This is a genomic window from Aeromonas piscicola, from assembly GCF_000820005.1.
Lineage (GTDB): Bacteria > Pseudomonadota > Gammaproteobacteria > Enterobacterales > Aeromonadaceae > Aeromonas > Aeromonas piscicola.
In genome coordinates, this window is record NZ_CDBL01000083.1 from 9880 (window position 1) to 27974 (window position 18095).

Sequence of the window (18095 nt, forward strand, 5' to 3'; positions counted from 1 at the left end):
TTCTGGTCAGTTATGACGTCACCCTCTGTCTCGATGAAAGGAAAAGCTCATGAGTCTGTGGTTATGGATAGGCCTGCCGCTGTTGTTCCTGCTCGGCCTGTTTCTCAATGCCATCAAGGACATGAAACAGCTTGAGAAACAGCTGCCCAACTACAAGGACAAGATCCGGGAAGTCAAAGACGACGAGGACGACTGACCGCCCTCCCAGCCCGCCAGGGGCGCCACTGTGGCGCCCCTGCTGCTTGTCGGGTGCATGGCCGGCAGGCCACCCTCAGGCCGTGTCGATTCTGTGAACCGATTCACATTAAGCGGCCTTTTTCTGCCCTCGCATCCCGCCTTTTTCGGCGTAAACGCCCCCGCCACAGACGCACCGAAAATGTAAAAAACTGCAAATTAATGCACAATTAAGCCACACGGCGCCCAACAAACTGCATATAATGTGCCTGATTTGCATTTTGACAGAAGGAGTTCGCCATTGGATGCCGTCACCATCAACAGTTTCTTTTTAATCGCGGCCTTGTTGGTGGGAGCCAGTGTCCTGTTAAGCGCGCTCTCCTCTCGTCTCGGCATCCCCATTCTGGTGATCTTCCTCGCCGTCGGCATGCTGGCCGGGGAAGATGGCCCGGGCGGCATTCACTTCGCTGACTACTCGGTCGCCTATCTGGTGGGCAACCTGGCGCTCGCCATCATATTGCTCGATGGCGGCATGCGCACCCGGGTCTCCTCGTTTCGGGTGGCGCTCTGGCCAGCACTCTCGCTGGCAACCGTGGGGGTGGCCATTACCACGGGCCTGACCGGCCTCATCGCCGCCTGGCTGTTCAATCTCAGCCTGATGCAGGGCATGCTGATCGGCGCCATCGTCGGCTCTACCGACGCCGCGGCCGTCTTCTCCCTGCTCGGCGGGCGCAGCCTGAACGAGCGGGTCAGCGCTACCCTGGAGATAGAGTCGGGCAGCAACGATCCCATGGCGGTGTTTCTCACCGTGACCCTGATTGAGATCCTCGCCACCCAGCAGCAGGGTCTGGACTGGAGCTTCCTGCTATTGCAGCTCGGCAAGCAGTTTGGCCTGGGCGCCGGCATAGGTCTTGGCGGCGGCTGGCTGCTGTGGCGCCTCATCAACAGCGCCAGGCTGGCCCCCGGCCTCTATCCGCTGCTCACCGTCAGCGGCGGCCTGCTGATTTTCGCCCTCACCACGGCGGTAGGTGGCAGCGGCATCCTCGCCATCTATCTCACCGGCCTCTTGCTGGGCAACCTCTCCCTGCGCAGCCGCAGCACCACGCTGTCCGTGCTGGATGGCCTGACCTGGCTCAGCCAGATCGGCATGTTCCTGGTGCTGGGACTACTGGCCACTCCGAGCAACCTGCTGCCCATCGCCCTGCCAGCGCTGGCGCTGGCCATGTGGATGATACTGTTCGCCCGCCCCGTCTCGGTCTGGATTGGCCTGCTGCCGTTCAAGAACTTTGCCCCCCGCGAGCGCTGGTTCATCTCCTGGGTCGGGCTGCGCGGTGCCGTGCCCATCATACTGGCAGTCTTCCCCATGATGGCGGGGCTGCCCAACGCCCAGCTCTACTTCAATGTGGCCTTCTTCGTGGTGCTGGTCTCCCTCATATTGCAGGGCAGTTCGCTGCCGCTGGCCTCAAAGCTGGCGCGGGTGGAGGTGCCGGCACCGCCGTCGCCCATCAACCGCTCCGGGCTCGAGATAGATTTGGACAGCCAGTGGGAGACCTTCGTCTATCGCCTCAGCGCCGAAAAGTGGTGCATAGGCTCGCCCCTGCGGGATCTACGCATGCCCAAAGGGACCCGGATCTGCGCCCTGTTCCGGGATCAGGAGCTGCTGCACCCCTCGGGCAGTACCTGCCTGCAATCCGATGACATCCTCTGCGTCATCGGCCACGAACGGGATCTTCCCGCCCTCGGCCAGCTGTTCAGCCAGGCACCGGAGCAGGATCTGGGCCCCCGCTTCTTCGGCGACTTTCTGCTGGAAGCCGCCGCCAATCTGGTGGATCTGGCCCCGCTTTACGGGCTGGATGTGAGCGAGATGGCGGATCAGACACTTGGCCATTTTATTGCCAACCAGTTGGGCGATAATCTGGTGGTCGGCGACCATTTTGAATGGCAGGGACTGATCTGGACCGTGGCCGAAATGGAAGAGGGTGAACCCCGCAAGATAGGGGTGCGCTTTCAGGAAGAAGACCCGGTCTGACACCGCTCGTCCGACCCGACCTCAGCGAGAAGGGAGTTATCTATGCCTTACCAAACCCTGTTGTCTGGCCTGCAACCCCCTTCGCCCCAGCTGGGATTGATAGAGGGATTCTTCGGCAAGGGCTGGAGCTGGGAAGCCCGCGCCCGCTACGCCCAGTGGCTGCCCCGCCACGGCTACGGCTTCTACATTTATGCCCCGAAAGAAGACGGCTATCTGCGCAAGCACTGGACCCAGCCCTGGCCTGCGGCCCAGCTCGAGGCCCTGCGGCAGCTGGCCCGTCAGTGCCGTGAAAACGGCCTCGCCTTTGGCATAGGCCTGAGCCCCATGGGCGCCCATCACGACTATGCCCGCAAGCGTCCGGCTCTGCTGGAAAAGGTGCGACTCATCGACGAGGCGCTCCAGCCCGACATACTGGCTGTGCTGTTTGACGACATGAAGGGAGATACCCCGGATCTCGCCCACTGGCAGCTCACCATGGTCCACGACATCGCGGCCCACACCCGCGCCAGCCGGTTGCTGTTCTGTCCCAGCTACTACTCGACGGATCCCGTGCTGGAGAAGGTGTTCGGCGCCATGCCGCCCCACTATCTGACCGATCTGGGCCAGGGGCTGGATCGGCGTATCGACATCTTCTGGACCGGCCCCAAAGTCTGCTCCGACGAGTACCCGGCCCCGCACCTCAAGCAAGTGGCCGACTGGCTGCACCGCAAGCCCTTCCTGTGGGACAACTACCCGGTCAACGATGGCAGCAAGGCCAGCAGCCTCCTGCACCTGCGCGCCTTCGAGAACCGCCCCGCCGAACTGGCAGAACTGGTGGCGGGCCACGCGGTCAACCCCATGAAGCAGGCGGCGCTCTCCGTGTTGCCGCTGGCCACCCTGCCCATGAGCTACAAGCTCGGCAAGCAGTATGATCCGGACAAGGCGCTGCACGCCTCCCTCAACGCCACCTGCGGCCCGCAGATCTCCGCCATGATCCAGGCCGATCTGCCGCTGTTTCAGGACATAGGGCTGGCCCAGCTCACCCCGGAGCAGATCATCCACCTCAAGACCCGTTACCTGCCATTCCAGGATCAGGCCTGCGTGCACGAAATCCTGCGCTGGCTGGCCGGTGAATATGTGTTCGATCCAGATTGCCTGACTGATTGACGCGCCCCCCCGGGGCCTTGAGGAGATTGCATGGACGCATCCCTGATTTACCAGAACCTGGCGGTGATCGCCGCCTTCCTGCTGATCTACAGCCTGATCGCGGGCCGATTCGAATCCAGACTCATCAATGGCCCCCTGCTGTTTCTGCTGATGGGCTGGCTGCTGGGATCCGGCGGACTGGGCCTGCTCTCCCTCTCCATCAACAGCAACGGCAACGGCAACGGCATCAAGCTGCTTGCAGAGCTGACCCTGGTCATAGTGCTGTTCAGCGATGCGGCCAACACCAACTGGCAAGTGCTGGCGGCCCACCGTGCCCTGCCCATGCGGCTGCTGCTCATCGGCCTGCCGCTTACCCTGATCGGCGGCACCCTGTTCGGCCTCTGGCTCTACCCCGACTTGCCGCTGCTGGAGATGGCCATCCTCTCCACCATACTCGCTCCCACAGATGCGGCGCTCGGCAAGGCAGTGGTCAGCAACCCGGCGGTGCCCGCCCCCATCCGGGAGGGGCTCAACCAGGAGAGCGGCCTCAACGACGGCATCTGCGTGCCCGTGCTCTTGCTGCTGCTCGCCCTCATAGCCCCCACAGAACAACACGCCGGCACCGGCATGCTGGCGGTCACCTTGCTGCTGGAGGAGATAGGCATCGGCTTGCTGGTAGCCCTGGTGCTCGCCAGTCTCACCATTCGTCTGCTCAAGACCTCCTACCTCAACGGCTGGCAGTTGCCACTCTGGCGCCAGCTCACCATGCCGGGGCTGGCCCTGCTCTGCTTCGCGCTGGCCCAGACCCTGGGGGGCAGCGGCTTCATCGCCGCCTTCGTGGGCGGTCTCTTGATCGGCCACCGGCTGGGGGAGCACAAGCACGCTTACATGGACAGCTGCGAGGGGTATGGGGATCTGCTCTCAGTGGTGATCTGGATGGTATTCGGCGCCACCCTGATGCCCATGCTGCCGGAGCTGCTGCACTGGCAATACTGGCTCTATGCCGCCGCCAGCCTCACCCTGCTGCGCATGCTGCCGGTCTGGCTGAGCCTGCTGAGCACGGGCCTCAAACCGGAGCTCAAGCTCTTTATCGGCTGGTTCGGACCAAGGGGGCTGGCCAGCATAGTGTTCGCCGTCATGGTGTTGCAGCACGAGCCCGCCCTGCTGGGGCAAAAGCCCATCATAGCCACCGTGCTCTGCACCATTGTCCTCAGCGTCATACTGCACGGTATCAGCGCCAATCCCTGGGTCGGGCGCTTTAAAGCCGCATAAATCCCCGAGCCCGGCACCACGGCGAGACGGGCGCCATCGGCCCGAGTAGCAGTGCAGGGTGCAGGGTGCAGGGTGCAGGGTGCAGCAGGATACGATGGCTCGCTTCTATCGCCCTCCCCCACAACATAAAAACCCCCGGCACTGGCCGGGGGTTTTTATGTTGTTGCCACAGGGGGACGGCAACCGGCTCACTAAGCCCGTATCATTGCCAACCGATTAAAAGTACTCCCCTCATGCCCGGCCCTATCACGACTGACCATTGTCATCCGTGGCCCGATAAACCAGGATGCCCGGCTTGTTTTTCACATATTCAAGAAATGGCGAATCCACCACCTTCATATTCGTCGAGACAGACGAGGCATTGCGCAGGACGGGGCCATTCTCACCGCGAATGAAGATGCCGGTATGGGTCACATCCAGACCGGCAATATTGGTATAGATGCCGATATAATCGCCATCCTCCAGCAGACTCAAGGTATCTTCATCCACGCGATCACCCGGAATATAGCTGATGTCGCGGTTCTTCACTCCCAGCCCGGGAATATAGTGGCCACCATCCTCTTTCTGATTCAGTATTTTGGGGGCGGTCACGACATAATTTCCTACCAGATGGGTCACATCGCTGACGTTATTGCCACCATGTACCCAGTCAGAGAAAAAATGCTTTCTAGTCAGATAGTTGACTTCACCATTTACGTAACGAGTGTACATGACGTTCTCGATGAAATTATGCACACTCGTTGAGTGCCGCAGTGACTCAACGTAATCCAGATAGGTGAAGCAATCCAGCTCACCAAAATCCACCACCAGTTTCTCTTGTGTATCACTCGACCCCACCAGACGATTGGCAACATAGGGATTCTCCAGAAACAGGCGGGAGAAATCCTTTATTGACTGACCTGGCGTGCCGCTCTGATGCTGAGCAAACATGTCAGCGAGTTGCTGTTCCTCTATATTGTAAAAATCCAGGTTTTTTCCATTGCCGGCCGCTGCCACACCCGAAAAAGTGAGTAACGCAGCGCTTATTAACTTCATCATTCATTACCATCCTTGACCACAAAATATACAACTTGGATTGCTCGGATCATCATCACATGTAAAGCACATGCATCTAATGCCATTCGAGACTGATGAAATGGTCGCCGATTGAAAACAAAAAAAATGTAAGCAAATGTACCCACTCCCCGCCAGACAGGGCCCTTGCCCACCAAATAACGCAGCCCCGGCACTGCCGGGGCTGCGTTATTTCCGTCTCGGGTGGTGTCTGCAACGCGGCCTCTACAAGACGGGCTCCATGGCAGCACAGTCGGTGCGATCAGCCCAGCGCCAGCCAGACACCCACGCCAAACATCAGGGAGCCGGCGATCCGGTTCATCAGGGTGACGTTGCCGCTCTTGGCGAGGAAGTGGCGCAGAGTCCGGCCACCGCTGGCGTAGAGCAGCAGGCAGGAAAACTCTATGACCAGGATCAGGGCCACCAGGGCACTGATCTGGGGGGCCATCGGCTTGGCAGCATTGATGAAGGGAGGCAGCAGGGAGACCATGAAGGCCCAGCCCTTGGGGTTGGCGATGGCGGTAACGAAGCCCTGCATGGCCAGACCCAGGGGGCGCGTCTCCTGCCCGGCCGAGAGATCCGCCGGTATGGCCATCTTGCCCCTGGCCTGCCACATCTGGATGCCGAGCCAGATGAGGTAGGCACCGCCCACGTATTTGAAGGCTGAAAAGAGCGCCGGGTAGTTGAGCATGACGGCCGCCACCCCGATCACCGACAGCACAGAGACCAGCCCCACCCCGATCAGCTCCCCCCACATCATGTGCAGGGTGCGACGCACCCCCAGACTCATGCCAAGGGTCATCGCCAGGGTCATGCACATACCGGGGGTGACGGAGACAAAGAAAAACGTGGGAATAAACAGCGCCAGAATAGCGGGATCAATCCAGTCGGACACACGACACCTCCATGGTAACAAGCTTGTGATCTTGCCTATCACACTCTTTTCACACAAGAAAAACCTTTTCGTTCAGCACGATTTCAGCCATAAAAACCCTGTGACAACCTTTGTCGCGACTGTGTAAGATGCCGCTTCACTCCTCTTTTGGGTTAGGATCTTTCATGTCATTGAATAACCTGTCTATCCGTTTTCAAGTCCTCATACCGCTTCTGCTCGCCAGCCTGTTGATGATCCTCATGGCCGGGATCAGCAAGCAGGAGATAGACGGCGCCATTTCGGACATGAACGAAACCACAGCCAGCGTGACCCGTCACAAGGACGACATCGCCACCCTGATCCACGCTACCTACCGGATGCGCACCAACGCCATCTACGGCCTCTACGATCAGCAGCGCTTCGCCCAGTTGCCGAGCGATCTGACGGCAGCCGAGCAGGAGATAGGGGCCATCCTGGCCCGACTGGCGATCGCCGGCGCCGAGCAGGACAACAGCCAGGTAGCCGCCGCCCTGCAGACCTATCTCGGCCACACCCGCAACAACATGCTGCCATTGCTGGCCCAGAAATATCAGGGAGCTGGCGATCCCGCCGCCTACGAACAGTCCCGGCTGCGCTTTCGCGAGCTGGGTGAACAGCTGATCAAGCAGATCGATACCATGTCGGCCCACGTCAACCAGCTGATCCAGGCCGAAATCGCCGAAGAAGAGGCGCACTACCACGCGACCCTGCTGCGTACCCTGCTGTTGATGAGCACCACCCTGATCGCGGCCCTGCTCGGCGGCTGGTGGTTGTCCGGCCGGATAGTGCGCCCCATAGGCCAGCTGCAGGAGGTGATGCGCGCCGTCGCCCAGGGCCGTTTCAACGTTCGGGCCGCCGCCGATGGCAACAACGAGCTGAGCCAGCTGGCCAAGGATATCAATCAGACCCTGACCCAGCTGGGCAGCACACTGCATACCCTGACCGGCATCAGCGGCAACGTGGCTTCCGCCGCCACCGAGCTGGCCGCCGTCATGACCCAGTCCGAGGCCAACGCCCAGCAGCAGCGCAGCGAAACCGAACAGGTGGCCTCCGCCGTGACCGAGCTGGCCAGCACGGCCGACAACGTCAACCACAACGCGGCCCTGGCCGACGAACTGGCGCGGGATGCCAACGACAGGGTCGAGCAGGGGCTGGCACTGTTTGCCGAGAGCATTCAGGCCAACAGCCGCATGGCGGGCAGTCTGGAGAGCGCCGCCGCCGTGGTGGCACGCCTCAAGTCCCAGTCCGAGCAGATCGGCAAGGTGATCGAGGTCATTCAGAGCATCTCGGAGCAGACCAATCTGCTGGCGCTGAATGCCGCCATCGAGGCCGCTCGCGCCGGTGAAACCGGCCGTGGCTTTGCGGTGGTAGCCGACGAGGTACGCCTGCTGGCAGCCCGCACCCAGGACTCCACCAAGGAGATCCAGGCCATCATAGAGCAGTTGCAGAGCCAGTCCCTGTCAGCCAACAGCGGCATGCAGGAGACCCTCTCCATATTGGCGCACAACCAGCAGCTCTCCGGTGAGGTACAGTCACTGCTCGGCGGCATCACGGAGGCGGTCAACCAGATCAACGGCGCTAATGCCCAGGTCGCCACCGCCGCCGAGGAGCAGTCCTGCGTCACCGCCGACATCAACCGCAACATCACCAATATTTACGAGATAGTGAACCAGAGTGCGGCCGGCATCAGCCAGAGTGCCGCCGCTAGTCACGAACTGTCACAGCTCGCCGAACAGCAGCGCAAGCAGCTGGCCCAGTTCCAGTTGTAATGGCTGCGCGCTCACGTCAAACGAAGGCTCCGCTCGCGGGGCCTTCATGTTAATGGCGCTGCCGACTTGTTATTGTTTTAAACGGTCTTTTTTATGAAGTGGCTTCATTGGGGGCTGGGCTACCCCACCAAATGTGAGTATGGTAGAGGCACGTCACTCCCCCTCATATGAGATCATCATGAAGCTGAAATTCAAGAAACCGGCCTTCATCGGCCTGGGCCTCATCGCCCTCGTCTCCGCCATCTGGCTCGACTACTACCTGCCGGAGCACACCATAGCCACCATCACAGGGGTGGAAGTGAAGCGCACCGACAAGGATGGCCCCATCAGCCAGAAAAACCCGGCCGACGGTCCCACCACAGACGTCTACTACATCTATACCGAGCGGCCCGGCGAGAAGATCCGCGTGTTTCGCAACGAGGACACCGAGTGGGGCTGGCCCTTCTACTTCAAGTTCAACGCCGCCGACGTGCAGGCCAAGGCCAAGTCCATGGAGTTCGAGAAGCGTCTGGCCATCATCACCTCCTACGGCTGGCGCGTGAACATGTTCTCCATGTTCCCCAACGTCACCAAGATCGAGAGCACTCAGCCTGACGCCTCCACCTGGAGCTTCTTCCGCTGGTTCTGGTTCGGCCTCTGGGCACTGGTGATGGGCAAGGCTGCGCTGGCGACCTGGCGCTACTTCGATCGTCTTGAGGACGAGATATGAGTGAGCCGAGTAAAACCCGCACCAGTTTCTACCGGCGACTCTACGTGGCCTGGCTGATCAGCCAGGGCACGGATACGGTGCCCGCCATCATGGAGGCGACCGGCATGCCGCGCCGCACCGCGCAAGATACCCTGAGCGCGCTGGCCGAGCTCGATATCAGCTGCGCCTTCGAGCAGACCGAAGGGGCCCGCCACCTGCAGGGGCACTACCACATCAGCGACTGGGGCCCCATCAACCCGGCATGGATTAAGGCCCAGCTGCCCGTGATCAAGCAGACGCTGGGTTATCCATAAATACTGACGGGGCGCTATCGCTCGGCGATTGGGGGATGCCCGTGATCAAACAGACGCAGGGTTATCCCTGATCCAGACGAGGGGACGAAAAGCAGGGGCCAGCCGATGAGGCTGGCCCCTTTTTATGTCGGGAGGACGGTCAAGGCTCTGGAGATGGCGGGAGGCTTATTCCGGAAAGGGCTCTTCCGGCAACGGCTCCTGGGTCTCCCCCTGGGTGCAGTCTATGATGGATCGCTTGGGGTTGTTGGGATCGCGCAGCAGCAAGGGGGCCAATCCCTCGTTGTGCTTCTGCTCGTCGGCAAACTCGCTGCCATAGGCATTGTGGGTCAGCCTTCGTGCATTGGCGATAGGGGTGTCCACGAACAGGGCATGCACCTCGAAGGTGGACGAGGGGATCAGAAAGCCGCTGATGGGCAGGCCATGCAGCTCCTGGCGGGTCTTGTACCAGGCAAACCCATCCGTCACCTTGTAGGGGGTGAAGTGTTTGAGCTGCGGGTGGGCCGGCTCGCCGGTCTCGCTGTCGAGATAGAGATCATCGAGCTCGCAGGTCGCCAGCCCCTGCCACATAGATTCAAACGGCGTGGAGCAGGCCGTCAGTTGCAACCCGGCCAGCAGTGCCAGCGACGCTTTGTACATTTCCCGTCCCTTCTCTCAATAGTGCAATGGCAGTCAGCCAAACGCTCGCAGTCGCTCGACCAGCAGGTCGATGAAGCCCGAACGATCCAGTCCCAGCAGCACCAGCGCATTGGCCGGTTTGCCGGTCAGACCATAGCGATCAACCACCGTCATGCCGGTGGTATGGGTGCCACTGGTTTCGATATCGACCCGGCACTCGACCCCGTGGAATAGCTTGGGGGCCAGCAACCAGGCAATGGTACAGGGGTCGTGCAGCGGCGCGCCAGCAAATCCCCACTTGGGATCGCGGTGGTAGATCATGAAGAAGTCGAGCAGCCCGGCCACGCACTGGGCCACCGGATTGGTGATGGTGCGTACCCGCGCTATGTCCTCGTCCATCACCTGAGCCTCATGGGTTACATCCAACCCGCACATTGTGATGGGGATGCCTGACTTGAACACCATATCGGCCGCTTCCGGGTCCACATAAATATTGAATTCCGCCGCCGGGGTCCAGTTGCCCGCCCCCGCGGCACCGCCCATCAGCACGATGCGGGTAATCCTGGATTTCAACTCGGGATGCGCCGCCAACAGCAGGGCGATATTGGTGAGCGGCCCGGTCGGCACCAGGGTCACGGGCTCCGGGCTCTCGCGCAGGCATTTGGCCATCAATTCAAGGCCCGTCATGGCTTGCGGGGCAAAGGCGGGATCCGGCAGCTTGGGGCCATCGAGGCCCGACTCGCCGTGCACGTTGTCGGCTATGATGAGCTCGCGCATCAGCGGTTTGGGCGCCCCCGCCGCCACCGGGATGTCGTCACGCCCCAGCAGGGTCAGGATGCGCAAGGCATTGTTGAGGGTCTTGTCCGGCGTCTGGTTGCCCGCACTGGTGGTGACCGCCAGCACCTTGAGTTCGGGACTGGCCAGCGCCAGTATGAGGGCGATGGCATCATCGTGGCCGGGATCACAATCGAGAATAATGGGCAACGCCATGGACAGACTCCTTACAACATGACAGGGAGCCATACCTTAACAACCCGTGACGAGATTAACTCGGGAGGGAGTCACAAAACGGACTCAGCCCATCTTATCAAGCAGTTGCTGCCAAACTCGCCGTAATGGCCGTCGGCGGCTCACCCTCGATTCGCCCCGCGCAGCCGGTTCGAGTATGATCGCCCCCCGTTTCCAGCCCGTGTGCCCTATGTCCGTCATCGTCGATACCTTCATCGCCCCGCCCTGCGAGGCAGCCATCGAGATCCTGTTTGAGGATGAGCACCTGTTGCTGATCAACAAGCCAAGCGGCCTGCTCAGCCTCTCTGGCAAAAATCCGCAGAACCTCGACTCTGTCCACTACCGGCTGGTGCAAGATTATCCCGGCTGCACCCTGGTGCACCGCCTCGACTTCGGCACCTCAGGTCTCATGGTGGTGGCCAGAAACAAGGCCATCAACGCCCTGCTGTGCCAGCAATTCAGCCAGCGGGCGGTGAGCAAGGCCTACAGTGCCCTGCTGTGCGGTCATCTGGCCGACGATGAGGGGGTGATCGATGCCCCCATCGCCAAGGATCCCGCTCTCTTCCCGCTGATGAAGATCTGCGCTGCCAGCGGCAAGCCTGCCCGCTCCCGCTATCGGGTCATTGAGCGGCTGGCGCAGCCGAGGCAAGGTCAGGCAGTGCCTTTGACCCGCGTGCGGCTGGTGCCGGAAACCGGCCGTACCCATCAGCTGCGGATCCACAGCCAGCTGCTGGGCCACCCCATCCTCGGCTGCGATCTCTATGGCGGTCTGCTGCCCCTCGGCTGCGAACAGGCGCCGCGGCTGATGCTGCATGCCAGCGAGCTGGATTTGCGGCATCCGGTGAGCGGTGAGCCGATGGCGGTCAGATGTGCCAGCCCCTTCTAGCGAGACGCGGTATCAAGACGGGTGTGAGAACAGGCGAAGGCAACAACAGAGGGAACAGGGACCAACAGGGGCAAAACGGGGCGAACGACAGATAAAAGATAGGGGCCGTGCTTTCGCAACGGCCCCCACCCCCCACTCGGTGTGGCTATCAGATCAGCTTGCGGGCGGCGCCCAGCACGATCTTGATGGCATCAGATTCGGTTCTCGCCATGGTTTCGGCGTTCGGGATTTCCTGCTGGGTACGGTTGACTATGACACCGGCAACCATGCCGGCACGCAGGCCCTGGCTGGTGCACATGGTCAGCAGGGTGGCAGATTCCATCTCATAGTTCAGCACGCCCATGGCTTGCCACTCTTTCATGGAACCTTGGAAACGGCTCACTACGCGGCCAGATACGGTGTCGTAACGCTCTTGACCCGGGTAGAAAGTATCGGAAGAGGCAGTTACACCGATGTGCAGCTTGGAGCCCATCTCTTTGGCCGTGTTGACCAGCGCTGTGGTGCAGTCGAAGTCAGCAACGGCCGGGAACTCCATCGGTGCAAAGTGCAGGCTGGCACCGTCAAGGCGCACGGAACCGGTGGTCACGATCACATCGCCCACGTTCAGGTGCGGCTGAATGGCGCCGGTGGTGCCGATACGCAGGAAGGTGTTGATACCCAGCTGGGCCAGCTCTTCTACCGCGATGGAGGTGGACGGGCCACCGATACCGGTGGAGCAGATGATCACGGCCTTGCCGTCCATCTCGCCACGCCAAGTAGTGAATTCACGATGGCTGGCCAGGTGCACCGGGTTATCCAACAGCTCTGCGATGCGCTTGACGCGCTCGGGGTCACCGGGGACGATCGCCAGGGTGGCGCCTTGCAGATCCGCTTTCTTCAAACCCAAGTGAAATACATCAGACATAGTGGACTCCTGGTTGCCCCCTGCCAGCATGGTCAGGGCGCAAGTTAAGATGATTCTTTATGATACTTTCAAGCCTTTACCCCCCTCTCTGGGGAGGCGCCAACTATGGTCGAAAGCGCTTTCCAATTCCTTGAAGCGCCTCACACTTCCACGCATTGACAGTGACAAATCCTGTGCAAAACGTTTGCTAACTTGATGAATTTCTTGAAAAACGTTTTTCTTCCAAAGGAGTGGCATACGGCCTTGTCAATCCCTGTCACGCCCCGGTTTATCGGTACGTGATCGAGTCCATAAAGTTGCAAACAGGATACCCTTGACCCCTTTTCATCCCCACTGACGATGCTATGTTGGCGCCCGTATACTACTTAATGGCTAATAAAACGGAGTCCATCATGGCGACATTCAAGTTCTACATCCCCGCAATCAACCTGATGGGAGCAGGCTGCTTGCAAGAAGCGGCAGCCGATATCAAGGGTTATGGCTATCGCAAGGCGCTCATCGTCACCGACAAGATCCTCAACCAGATAGGCGTGGTCGCCAAGCTCACCGCCCTGCTGGCAGAACATGGTATTGAAAGCGTGGTTTTCGATGAAACCAAGCCGAACCCCACCATGACCAACGTCGAATCGGGTCTAAGGATGATCAAGGCCAACGGCTGCGACTGCGTCATCTCGCTAGGGGGCGGCTCGCCCCATGACTGCGCCAAGGGCATCGCCCTGGTGGCCGCCAACGGCGGCAGCATCCAGGACTACGAAGGGGTGGATCGCTCCGCCAAACCGCAACTGCCGCTCATCGCCATCAACACCACAGCCGGCACTGCCTCCGAGATGACCCGTTTTTGCATCATCACCGACGAAGCACGCCAGGTGAAGATGGCCATCATCGACAAGCACGTCACCCCGCTGATGTCGGTCAACGATCCCGAGCTGATGCTGGCCAAACCGGCCGGCCTCACCGCCGCCACCGGCATGGATGCACTGACCCACGCCATCGAGGCCTATGTCTCCACCATCGCCACCCCTGTGACCGATGCCAGCGCCATCATGGCGATCCAGCTCATCGCCAAACACCTGCGCACCGCGGTCAATCAGGGTGATGACCTGCACGCCCGCGAGCAGATGGCCTATGCCCAGTTCCTGGCCGGCATGGCCTTCAACAACGCAAGCCTGGGTTATGTGCACGCCATGGCGCACCAGCTGGGGGGCTTTTATGACCTGCCCCACGGGGTCTGCAACGCCGTGCTGCTGCCCCACGTTCAGACCTACAACGCCCAGGTAAGCGCCGCTCGCCTGAAGGATGTGGCACGCCATATGGGGGTGGATGTGAGCACCATGAACGACGAACAGGGCGCAGCTGCCGCCATCGCTGCCATCAAGCAGCTGGCGCTGGACGTGAAGATCCCGGCCGGTCTGGAGCAGCTCGGCGTCAAGGCCGATGACTTCGACGTGCTGGCCAGCAACGCCCTGAAAGATGCCTGCGGCTTCACCAACCCGAAACAGGCGAGCCACGAAGAGATAGTCGCCATCTTCCGCGCCGCCATGTAAACCACATTGCCAACGGGTAGGAAAAGGGGCCTGATCTGGCCCCTTTTTTCACACTATTTCGTCAGCACCACATCGTTGATGGCGCTGGCCAATCGGGTCAGCACGGTGCGAATGTTGCCGCTGGTCGCCTTGTAGGCCTGCGAACGGTCGCTGGCACACTGCGCCACGAAGCGGGCATCCCCCTCGAATGCCACCGTATAGACCTGGATCCCCTTGCGTTTCATCTCCCGGCACAGCAGCAGTTGCTTGCGATCACGCAGCGCCGCCTCGGGCCCCATGTGTTCACCATCAGAGAACAGCACCATGATCTTGCGGTTGTCCGCTTGACCGTAAGGGCGCGGCAGTTCGGCTGCCCCCCGGCCCCAGCGCCCCTGCCACTGGGGTGACAGCAGGCGCCAGCCCCACATCACGCCCTCAGCCGTATTGGTGTTGAAGGCGGCGTAGAGGGTATCGAGCGCCTGGCGATACTCGGCCCGGGTCGACAGATGCGCCTGAATGGGGCTCACCCCACAGTCGGCATCATCGAAGATGCCGAGCTTGTCACGCCGGTTCTCCAGGTAACGCTCAAGGGGGTTCTCCCTCGGGGCGAATGCCCGCAGGGGAGTGCCATCTTCATACTGCTTGATGGCTGGCGGCTTGGTGCTGTAGTACAACCTGGGTTGCGTCTCGCCACCGGGAGCCTGTTCCAGCTTGCGGATCCAGCCCGGGGTGAGTTCCGCCAGCCGGTCTATGCCGTCCACATGCTCAGGCAAGCGGGCACAGAATGCCTTGCGCTGGCGCCCCGGTACGTCACGGGTCAGCAAATTGCTCCAGCCTCGCTCATGGGCCAGCGTCTGCAACCCGAAGGGAAATGCCAGGCTCTCTGGATGAAACAGTTCAGGATGATCCCCGATATTGACCAGTCCGGTGGCGGGGATGATGCTGACGACCCTGTCCTGATTACGCCGCTCGCGGCCAAACAGCACCTCGCCAAACTCTGTCAGCCCCTGCTTGATCGCTTTCATCGGCGCCCCGGACATGGAGTTGGAAACATCCAGCACCAGGGCAATCTCAATACGGGTACGGGCACTGCTGGCACGGGCCGCCGCCGCCACCGGCATGTCACCCCCTTCGCCAATGACTGAGAGATCCATCAGTGCGGGCACATGCCCCTGCAGAATAACCCGGGCTCCCTGCTCGCTCTGGCTCAAGCTGGGGGGGCCCACCTGCAAGTGACGCCCCGCCAGATTGGCCTGCACCAGAGCAACGGCATCCTCAGCGGCAGTGTCACTGTCGGCGGCAGAGTAAAGCACCGCATCGGCGGCGGCGCTGAGCAGACTCTGGCCGCTGTAGCCACGGACCAGTTCGATGACAACGCCGGTCAGCGCCAGCACGCCTGTCAACATAAGGGCAAAGGCGGGAGAGAGCCCGCCCCCCTGGCGCAAGGGCAGTCCCATTCAATGGATCTCCTGAATAAAGTGGGTGACCAGGGTGCGGCCCGCCCAGAACCGGCTGAACATACCGCCCTCCCCTTGCCCGAGGCGATAGCAGAGGGTCACCCGCATCAAGGTGCCCACCCGCAGCGGCGGCCAGTTGCCCTGGCCGGCGCAGCCAGTGCCCTGCAGCAGGGGAACCCGCTCGCCATTGGCGCTGTTGTACTGCTCTATGGTCAGGGCGGCCTGCCCCTCTTGCAGAGCGGACAACTGGCCCTGCACGAAACGCTGATAGAAGGCCAGCTGCGACACGACGGCGGCGTTTTGCCCCGTCCCCTGCTGGGTCACTATCTGGGTCACGTTGTAGGCCACATTGTGCAGACGCTGCTCGAGGCGCAGCAGTTGCAGTGCCTCGCTGCCAAAGCTGAGCAGAGCCAGCAAGACGGGAATGAACATCATCGCCTCTATGCTGATGCTGCCCTCCATGGCGCCAGGGCCCGACACCGGGAGCCGGTGGCGACAGGAGCAGCGACTCATCCTGCCCCTCCGGCCGGTAGCCGGTCGGTGAGCAACAAGAGGGTGCTCTGATAGCTGAGCTCGCGATCGTCAATCAGCCAGCTCGGGGTGAGCTGTAGACGGGGGCGGACCCTGGCCGTCACCTCCAGCACGGGATCCGCAGGCAGGCGGATCTCGCTGGCAGGATCCGGGCTCCCCTCCTCCTGGCCCAGCATGGCCTCCAGCGACACATGGGGGATGACGCTCACTGTCACGCCGTCCAGCTCCCCTCGCCCCCGTTGTTGCAAGCGAAGGCGGATCCCGTCAGCCGACGGGATCCGCCCTGCCGCAGATTCGGCCTGCAGCTCACGGAGCACGGATCGCAAGCCATGCTCCAGAGTGCTGTATTGCAGATGCACCCGCAGCACATCCACCACCAGCAACAGCAGTGCCAGCAGCAGCGGCAATATGATCACCAGCTCTATGCTGGCCACACCGAGCTCGCGTCTCACGCCCCCGTCCCCCGCCCCAGTTGCGCCTTGAGCAGCCTGATGTCGTGCTCCAGCTGGCTGGCGCTGAGAAAACGCGACAGTATGAGGCGAGCCTGGGGTTCATTGCCCTCCGCCAGCAGCAGCAGGACATAATTCATCTCCACCCTGGGGGGCAGGTTCTGGTAATGCAGCAGCGGCTCGAATGCCTGACGGGCAGCCACCTTGTTGCCCTCCATCAGCCAGCCCAGCGCCAGGTTGACGCGATAATCCGGTTCGTCGGGGGCCGCCGCCACCGCCACTTCAAACTGCTGGCGTCCCTTGCCAAAGGCCCCCTGCTGCAAGCTGGCCACCCCCAGGCCATTGCTGAGTCGCGCGCGCTCGTCCCGGTTCAGTCCGGCCAGCGTCAATCCCTGCTGATAGGCCAGTGCAGCCTCGGCGCTCAGACCATCATCCAGCAGAAACTTGCCAAGATAGTGAGCGGCCTGGGCCCCCTGCTTGCCCCCCTTGTCCAGCAACTGCTGCAAGCCATCACGCGCTGCCTGCTTCTTGTCTTGCTGATAACGGGTACGGGCCAGCATCAGCTGCGCCTCCTCCAGGGTGGCATCGTCAGCCAGCAAGGCCTGATAGAGCCGCTCTGCCTTGTCATACTGGGCAGAGTCGAACGCCGCCTTGGCCACCGCCATGCCATTGCTCTGGCTTTGCTGGCGGGTATCGCCGTGGTTGCTGCACGCTGCCAGCCCGAGCAGGGCCAGCAGCAACACACAATGAAGTCGTGATCGCATTTCAAATCCTGTGGCCCGCTCAGCGCAGGCTGTTGATCAACAAATTGAGGGTAGGGGCAATGATCAGCACCAGCATGGGCAGCATGATGAGCGCCATCTGGATGAGGGTGATCTTGCCCGGCAAGGATCCTGCCTGTTCCTCCAGCGCCAGCCGGCGCATCTGGCGGGCCTCCTGACTGATGGTGCGCATTGTTTCGGCCAGCGGCGAGCCGTACTGCTGGGCCATCTGCAAGGTGTTGGCGAGCCTGTCCAGCTCGGGCAAACCGGTGCGCCAGGCAAGCCGCGCCAGACAACTTGCCTGATCGCCGCGCATCTGGATCTCCGCATGGGTGCGCAGGAACTGGCGGGCCAGGCCCGGCTCCAGCGCTCCCAGATAGTGGCCCACCCGCAGCAGCGCCCGATCCAGCGCCAGCCCGGCCTCGACGCTGATCACCAGCAGGTCGATGGCATCGGGCACCACCTTCTGCTGTGCACTCTTCACCTTGCGGGCACGCCACTGCAGCCAGCGCTCGGGTACACCGGCCCCTACCACATAGGCCACCAGCACCCACATCAGGGTGAAACCGTCGGCGGGTGCCGCCAGCAGACGCCACAGCAAGGCCGCCAGCGCCCCTCCCAGCC

At 61.6% G+C, this 18095-nt stretch carries 19 protein-coding genes; 9 read left to right on the plus strand and 10 right to left on the minus strand.

Translation table 11 applies throughout. The annotated features are described in order from the left end of the window. Positions 1 to 49: 49 nt before the first annotated feature. The 4 genes from BN1128_RS25725 to BN1128_RS22650 all read left to right on the plus strand — a co-directional run bounded on the left by BN1128_RS25725 (position 50) and on the right by BN1128_RS22650 (position 4600). The gene (locus BN1128_RS25725; protein ID WP_098984538.1) at positions 50 to 196 is read left to right on the plus strand and encodes a hypothetical protein; all 147 of its coding nucleotides are present in this window, start codon (positions 50 to 52) and stop codon (positions 194 to 196) included. A gap of 279 nt (positions 197 to 475) precedes the next feature. Beyond that, positions 476 to 2203: a potassium/proton antiporter gene (locus BN1128_RS22640; protein ID WP_042873127.1), complete on the plus strand. Its 1728-nt coding sequence runs from the start codon at positions 476 to 478 to the stop codon at positions 2201 to 2203. A gap of 42 nt (positions 2204 to 2245) precedes the next feature. Continuing rightward, positions 2246 to 3349 carry a beta-N-acetylglucosaminidase domain-containing protein gene (locus BN1128_RS22645; RefSeq protein ID WP_042873129.1) on the plus strand — a complete coding sequence of 368 codons (1104 nt, stop codon included), beginning with the start codon at positions 2246 to 2248 and terminating at the stop codon, positions 3347 to 3349. 30 nt (positions 3350 to 3379) lie between these two features. Next, a complete protein-coding gene (locus BN1128_RS22650; RefSeq protein WP_042873132.1) occupies positions 3380 to 4600 on the plus strand; it encodes a cation:proton antiporter in 1221 nt (406 codons plus the stop codon). A gap of 246 nt (positions 4601 to 4846) precedes the next feature. On the opposite strand, the gene BN1128_RS22655 is transcribed toward BN1128_RS22650, so the two are convergent. Next, entirely contained in the window at positions 4847 to 5638 is a 792-nt protein-coding gene (locus BN1128_RS22655; RefSeq protein ID WP_042873134.1) for a DUF1460 domain-containing protein, read from the minus strand. Between the two features lie 277 nt (positions 5639 to 5915). Next, positions 5916 to 6548 carry a LysE family translocator gene (locus tag BN1128_RS22660; protein WP_042873136.1) on the minus strand — a complete coding sequence of 211 codons (633 nt, stop codon included), beginning with the start codon at positions 6546 to 6548 and terminating at the stop codon, positions 5916 to 5918. A gap of 164 nt (positions 6549 to 6712) precedes the next feature. Here BN1128_RS22660 and BN1128_RS22665 point away from each other — a divergent pair, with 164 nt between their 5' ends. The 3 genes from BN1128_RS22665 to BN1128_RS22675 all read left to right on the plus strand — a co-directional run bounded on the left by BN1128_RS22665 (position 6713) and on the right by BN1128_RS22675 (position 9337). Further along, positions 6713 to 8335, plus strand: coding sequence for a methyl-accepting chemotaxis protein (locus BN1128_RS22665; protein WP_042873138.1), 1623 nt, complete (start codon positions 6713 to 6715; stop codon positions 8333 to 8335). A gap of 178 nt (positions 8336 to 8513) precedes the next feature. Further along, complete coding sequence (locus BN1128_RS22670) at positions 8514 to 9044, plus strand: DUF1523 family protein (protein WP_042873140.1); 531 nt, start codon at positions 8514 to 8516, stop codon at positions 9042 to 9044. Continuing rightward, complete coding sequence (locus BN1128_RS22675) at positions 9041 to 9337, plus strand: winged helix-turn-helix domain-containing protein (protein WP_042873142.1); 297 nt, start codon at positions 9041 to 9043, stop codon at positions 9335 to 9337. The genes BN1128_RS22670 and BN1128_RS22675 overlap by 4 nt, the downstream gene beginning before the upstream one ends. A 165-nt stretch (positions 9338 to 9502) precedes the next feature. Here the strand turns inward: BN1128_RS22675 and BN1128_RS22680 are convergent, their stop codons facing one another. Both BN1128_RS22680 and rihA read right to left on the minus strand, forming a co-directional pair. Further along, the gene (locus tag BN1128_RS22680) at positions 9503 to 9973 is read right to left on the minus strand and encodes a hypothetical protein (RefSeq protein WP_042873144.1); all 471 of its coding nucleotides are present in this window, start codon (positions 9971 to 9973) and stop codon (positions 9503 to 9505) included. A 33-nt stretch (positions 9974 to 10006) separates the two neighbouring features. Next, on the minus strand, positions 10007 to 10942 hold the full coding sequence (gene rihA / locus BN1128_RS22685; protein WP_042873146.1) for a pyrimidine-specific ribonucleoside hydrolase RihA: 936 nt from the start codon (positions 10940 to 10942) through the stop codon (positions 10007 to 10009). 175 nt (positions 10943 to 11117) lie between these two features. Between rihA and BN1128_RS22690 the strand changes: the two genes are divergently transcribed. Then, on the plus strand, positions 11118 to 11846 hold the full coding sequence (locus BN1128_RS22690) for an RluA family pseudouridine synthase (protein WP_209428608.1): 729 nt from the start codon (positions 11118 to 11120) through the stop codon (positions 11844 to 11846). Positions 11847 to 11994: 148 nt separating this feature from the next. Here the strand turns inward: BN1128_RS22690 and udp are convergent, their stop codons facing one another. Next, complete coding sequence (udp, locus tag BN1128_RS22695) at positions 11995 to 12750, minus strand: uridine phosphorylase (protein WP_005312923.1); 756 nt, start codon at positions 12748 to 12750, stop codon at positions 11995 to 11997. A gap of 392 nt (positions 12751 to 13142) precedes the next feature. On the opposite strand from udp, the gene yiaY reads away from it, so the two are divergent. After that, positions 13143 to 14294 (plus strand): L-threonine dehydrogenase, encoded by a 1152-nt coding sequence (gene yiaY / locus BN1128_RS22700; RefSeq protein WP_042873151.1) that lies wholly within the window; start codon positions 13143 to 13145, stop codon positions 14292 to 14294. A 53-nt stretch (positions 14295 to 14347) separates the two neighbouring features. Here yiaY and BN1128_RS22705 read toward each other — a convergent pair whose 3' ends face one another. From BN1128_RS22705 to flpH, 5 genes are all read right to left on the minus strand, one after another. Beyond that, positions 14348 to 15730, minus strand: coding sequence for a vWA domain-containing protein (locus tag BN1128_RS22705; RefSeq protein ID WP_042873153.1), 1383 nt, complete (start codon positions 15728 to 15730; stop codon positions 14348 to 14350). After that, entirely contained in the window at positions 15731 to 16243 is a 513-nt protein-coding gene (locus BN1128_RS22710; RefSeq protein WP_042873155.1) for a hypothetical protein, read from the minus strand. Next, positions 16240 to 16713 (minus strand): TadE/TadG family type IV pilus assembly protein, encoded by a 474-nt coding sequence (locus BN1128_RS22715; protein ID WP_042873158.1) that lies wholly within the window; start codon positions 16711 to 16713, stop codon positions 16240 to 16242. The genes BN1128_RS22710 and BN1128_RS22715 overlap by 4 nt, the downstream gene beginning before the upstream one ends. Next, complete coding sequence (locus BN1128_RS22720; protein WP_042873161.1) at positions 16710 to 17474, minus strand: tetratricopeptide repeat protein; 765 nt, start codon at positions 17472 to 17474, stop codon at positions 16710 to 16712. The genes BN1128_RS22715 and BN1128_RS22720 overlap by 4 nt, the downstream gene beginning before the upstream one ends. 19 nt (positions 17475 to 17493) lie before the next feature. Then, a partial coding sequence (flpH, locus tag BN1128_RS22725) for a Flp fimbrial biogenesis protein FlpH (RefSeq protein ID WP_042873163.1) occupies positions 17494 to 18095 on the minus strand: 602 nt, incomplete at its 5' end.

Bases quoted from the DNA above. Each gene is read 5' to 3' on its own strand.
- rihA (WP_042873146.1), bottom strand. From the start codon at position 10,942: ATGGCGTTGCCCATTATTCTCGATTGTGATCCCGGCCACGATGATGCC.
- BN1128_RS25725 (WP_098984538.1), top strand. From the start codon at position 50: ATGAGTCTGTGGTTATGGATAGGCCTGCCGCTGTTGTTCCTGCTCGGC.
- BN1128_RS22665 (WP_042873138.1), top strand. From the start codon at position 6,713: ATGTCATTGAATAACCTGTCTATCCGTTTTCAAGTCCTCATACCGCTT.
- BN1128_RS22655 (WP_042873134.1), bottom strand. From the start codon at position 5,638: ATGATGAAGTTAATAAGCGCTGCGTTACTCACTTTTTCGGGTGTGGCA.
- udp (WP_005312923.1), bottom strand. From the start codon at position 12,750: ATGTCTGATGTATTTCACTTGGGTTTGAAGAAAGCGGATCTGCAAGGC.
- BN1128_RS22675 (WP_042873142.1), top strand. From the start codon at position 9,041: ATGAGTGAGCCGAGTAAAACCCGCACCAGTTTCTACCGGCGACTCTAC.
- BN1128_RS22720 (WP_042873161.1), bottom strand. From the start codon at position 17,474: ATGCGATCACGACTTCATTGTGTGTTGCTGCTGGCCCTGCTCGGGCTG.
- BN1128_RS22710 (WP_042873155.1), bottom strand. From the start codon at position 16,243: ATGAGTCGCTGCTCCTGTCGCCACCGGCTCCCGGTGTCGGGCCCTGGC.
- BN1128_RS22645 (WP_042873129.1), top strand. From the start codon at position 2,246: ATGCCTTACCAAACCCTGTTGTCTGGCCTGCAACCCCCTTCGCCCCAG.
- BN1128_RS22690 (WP_209428608.1), top strand. From the start codon at position 11,118: ATGATCGCCCCCCGTTTCCAGCCCGTGTGCCCTATGTCCGTCATCGTC.
- BN1128_RS22670 (WP_042873140.1), top strand. From the start codon at position 8,514: ATGAAGCTGAAATTCAAGAAACCGGCCTTCATCGGCCTGGGCCTCATC.
- BN1128_RS22680 (WP_042873144.1), bottom strand. From the start codon at position 9,973: ATGTACAAAGCGTCGCTGGCACTGCTGGCCGGGTTGCAACTGACGGCC.
- BN1128_RS22650 (WP_042873132.1), top strand. From the start codon at position 3,380: ATGGACGCATCCCTGATTTACCAGAACCTGGCGGTGATCGCCGCCTTC.
- yiaY (WP_042873151.1), top strand. From the start codon at position 13,143: ATGGCGACATTCAAGTTCTACATCCCCGCAATCAACCTGATGGGAGCA.
- BN1128_RS22705 (WP_042873153.1), bottom strand. From the start codon at position 15,730: ATGGGACTGCCCTTGCGCCAGGGGGGCGGGCTCTCTCCCGCCTTTGCC.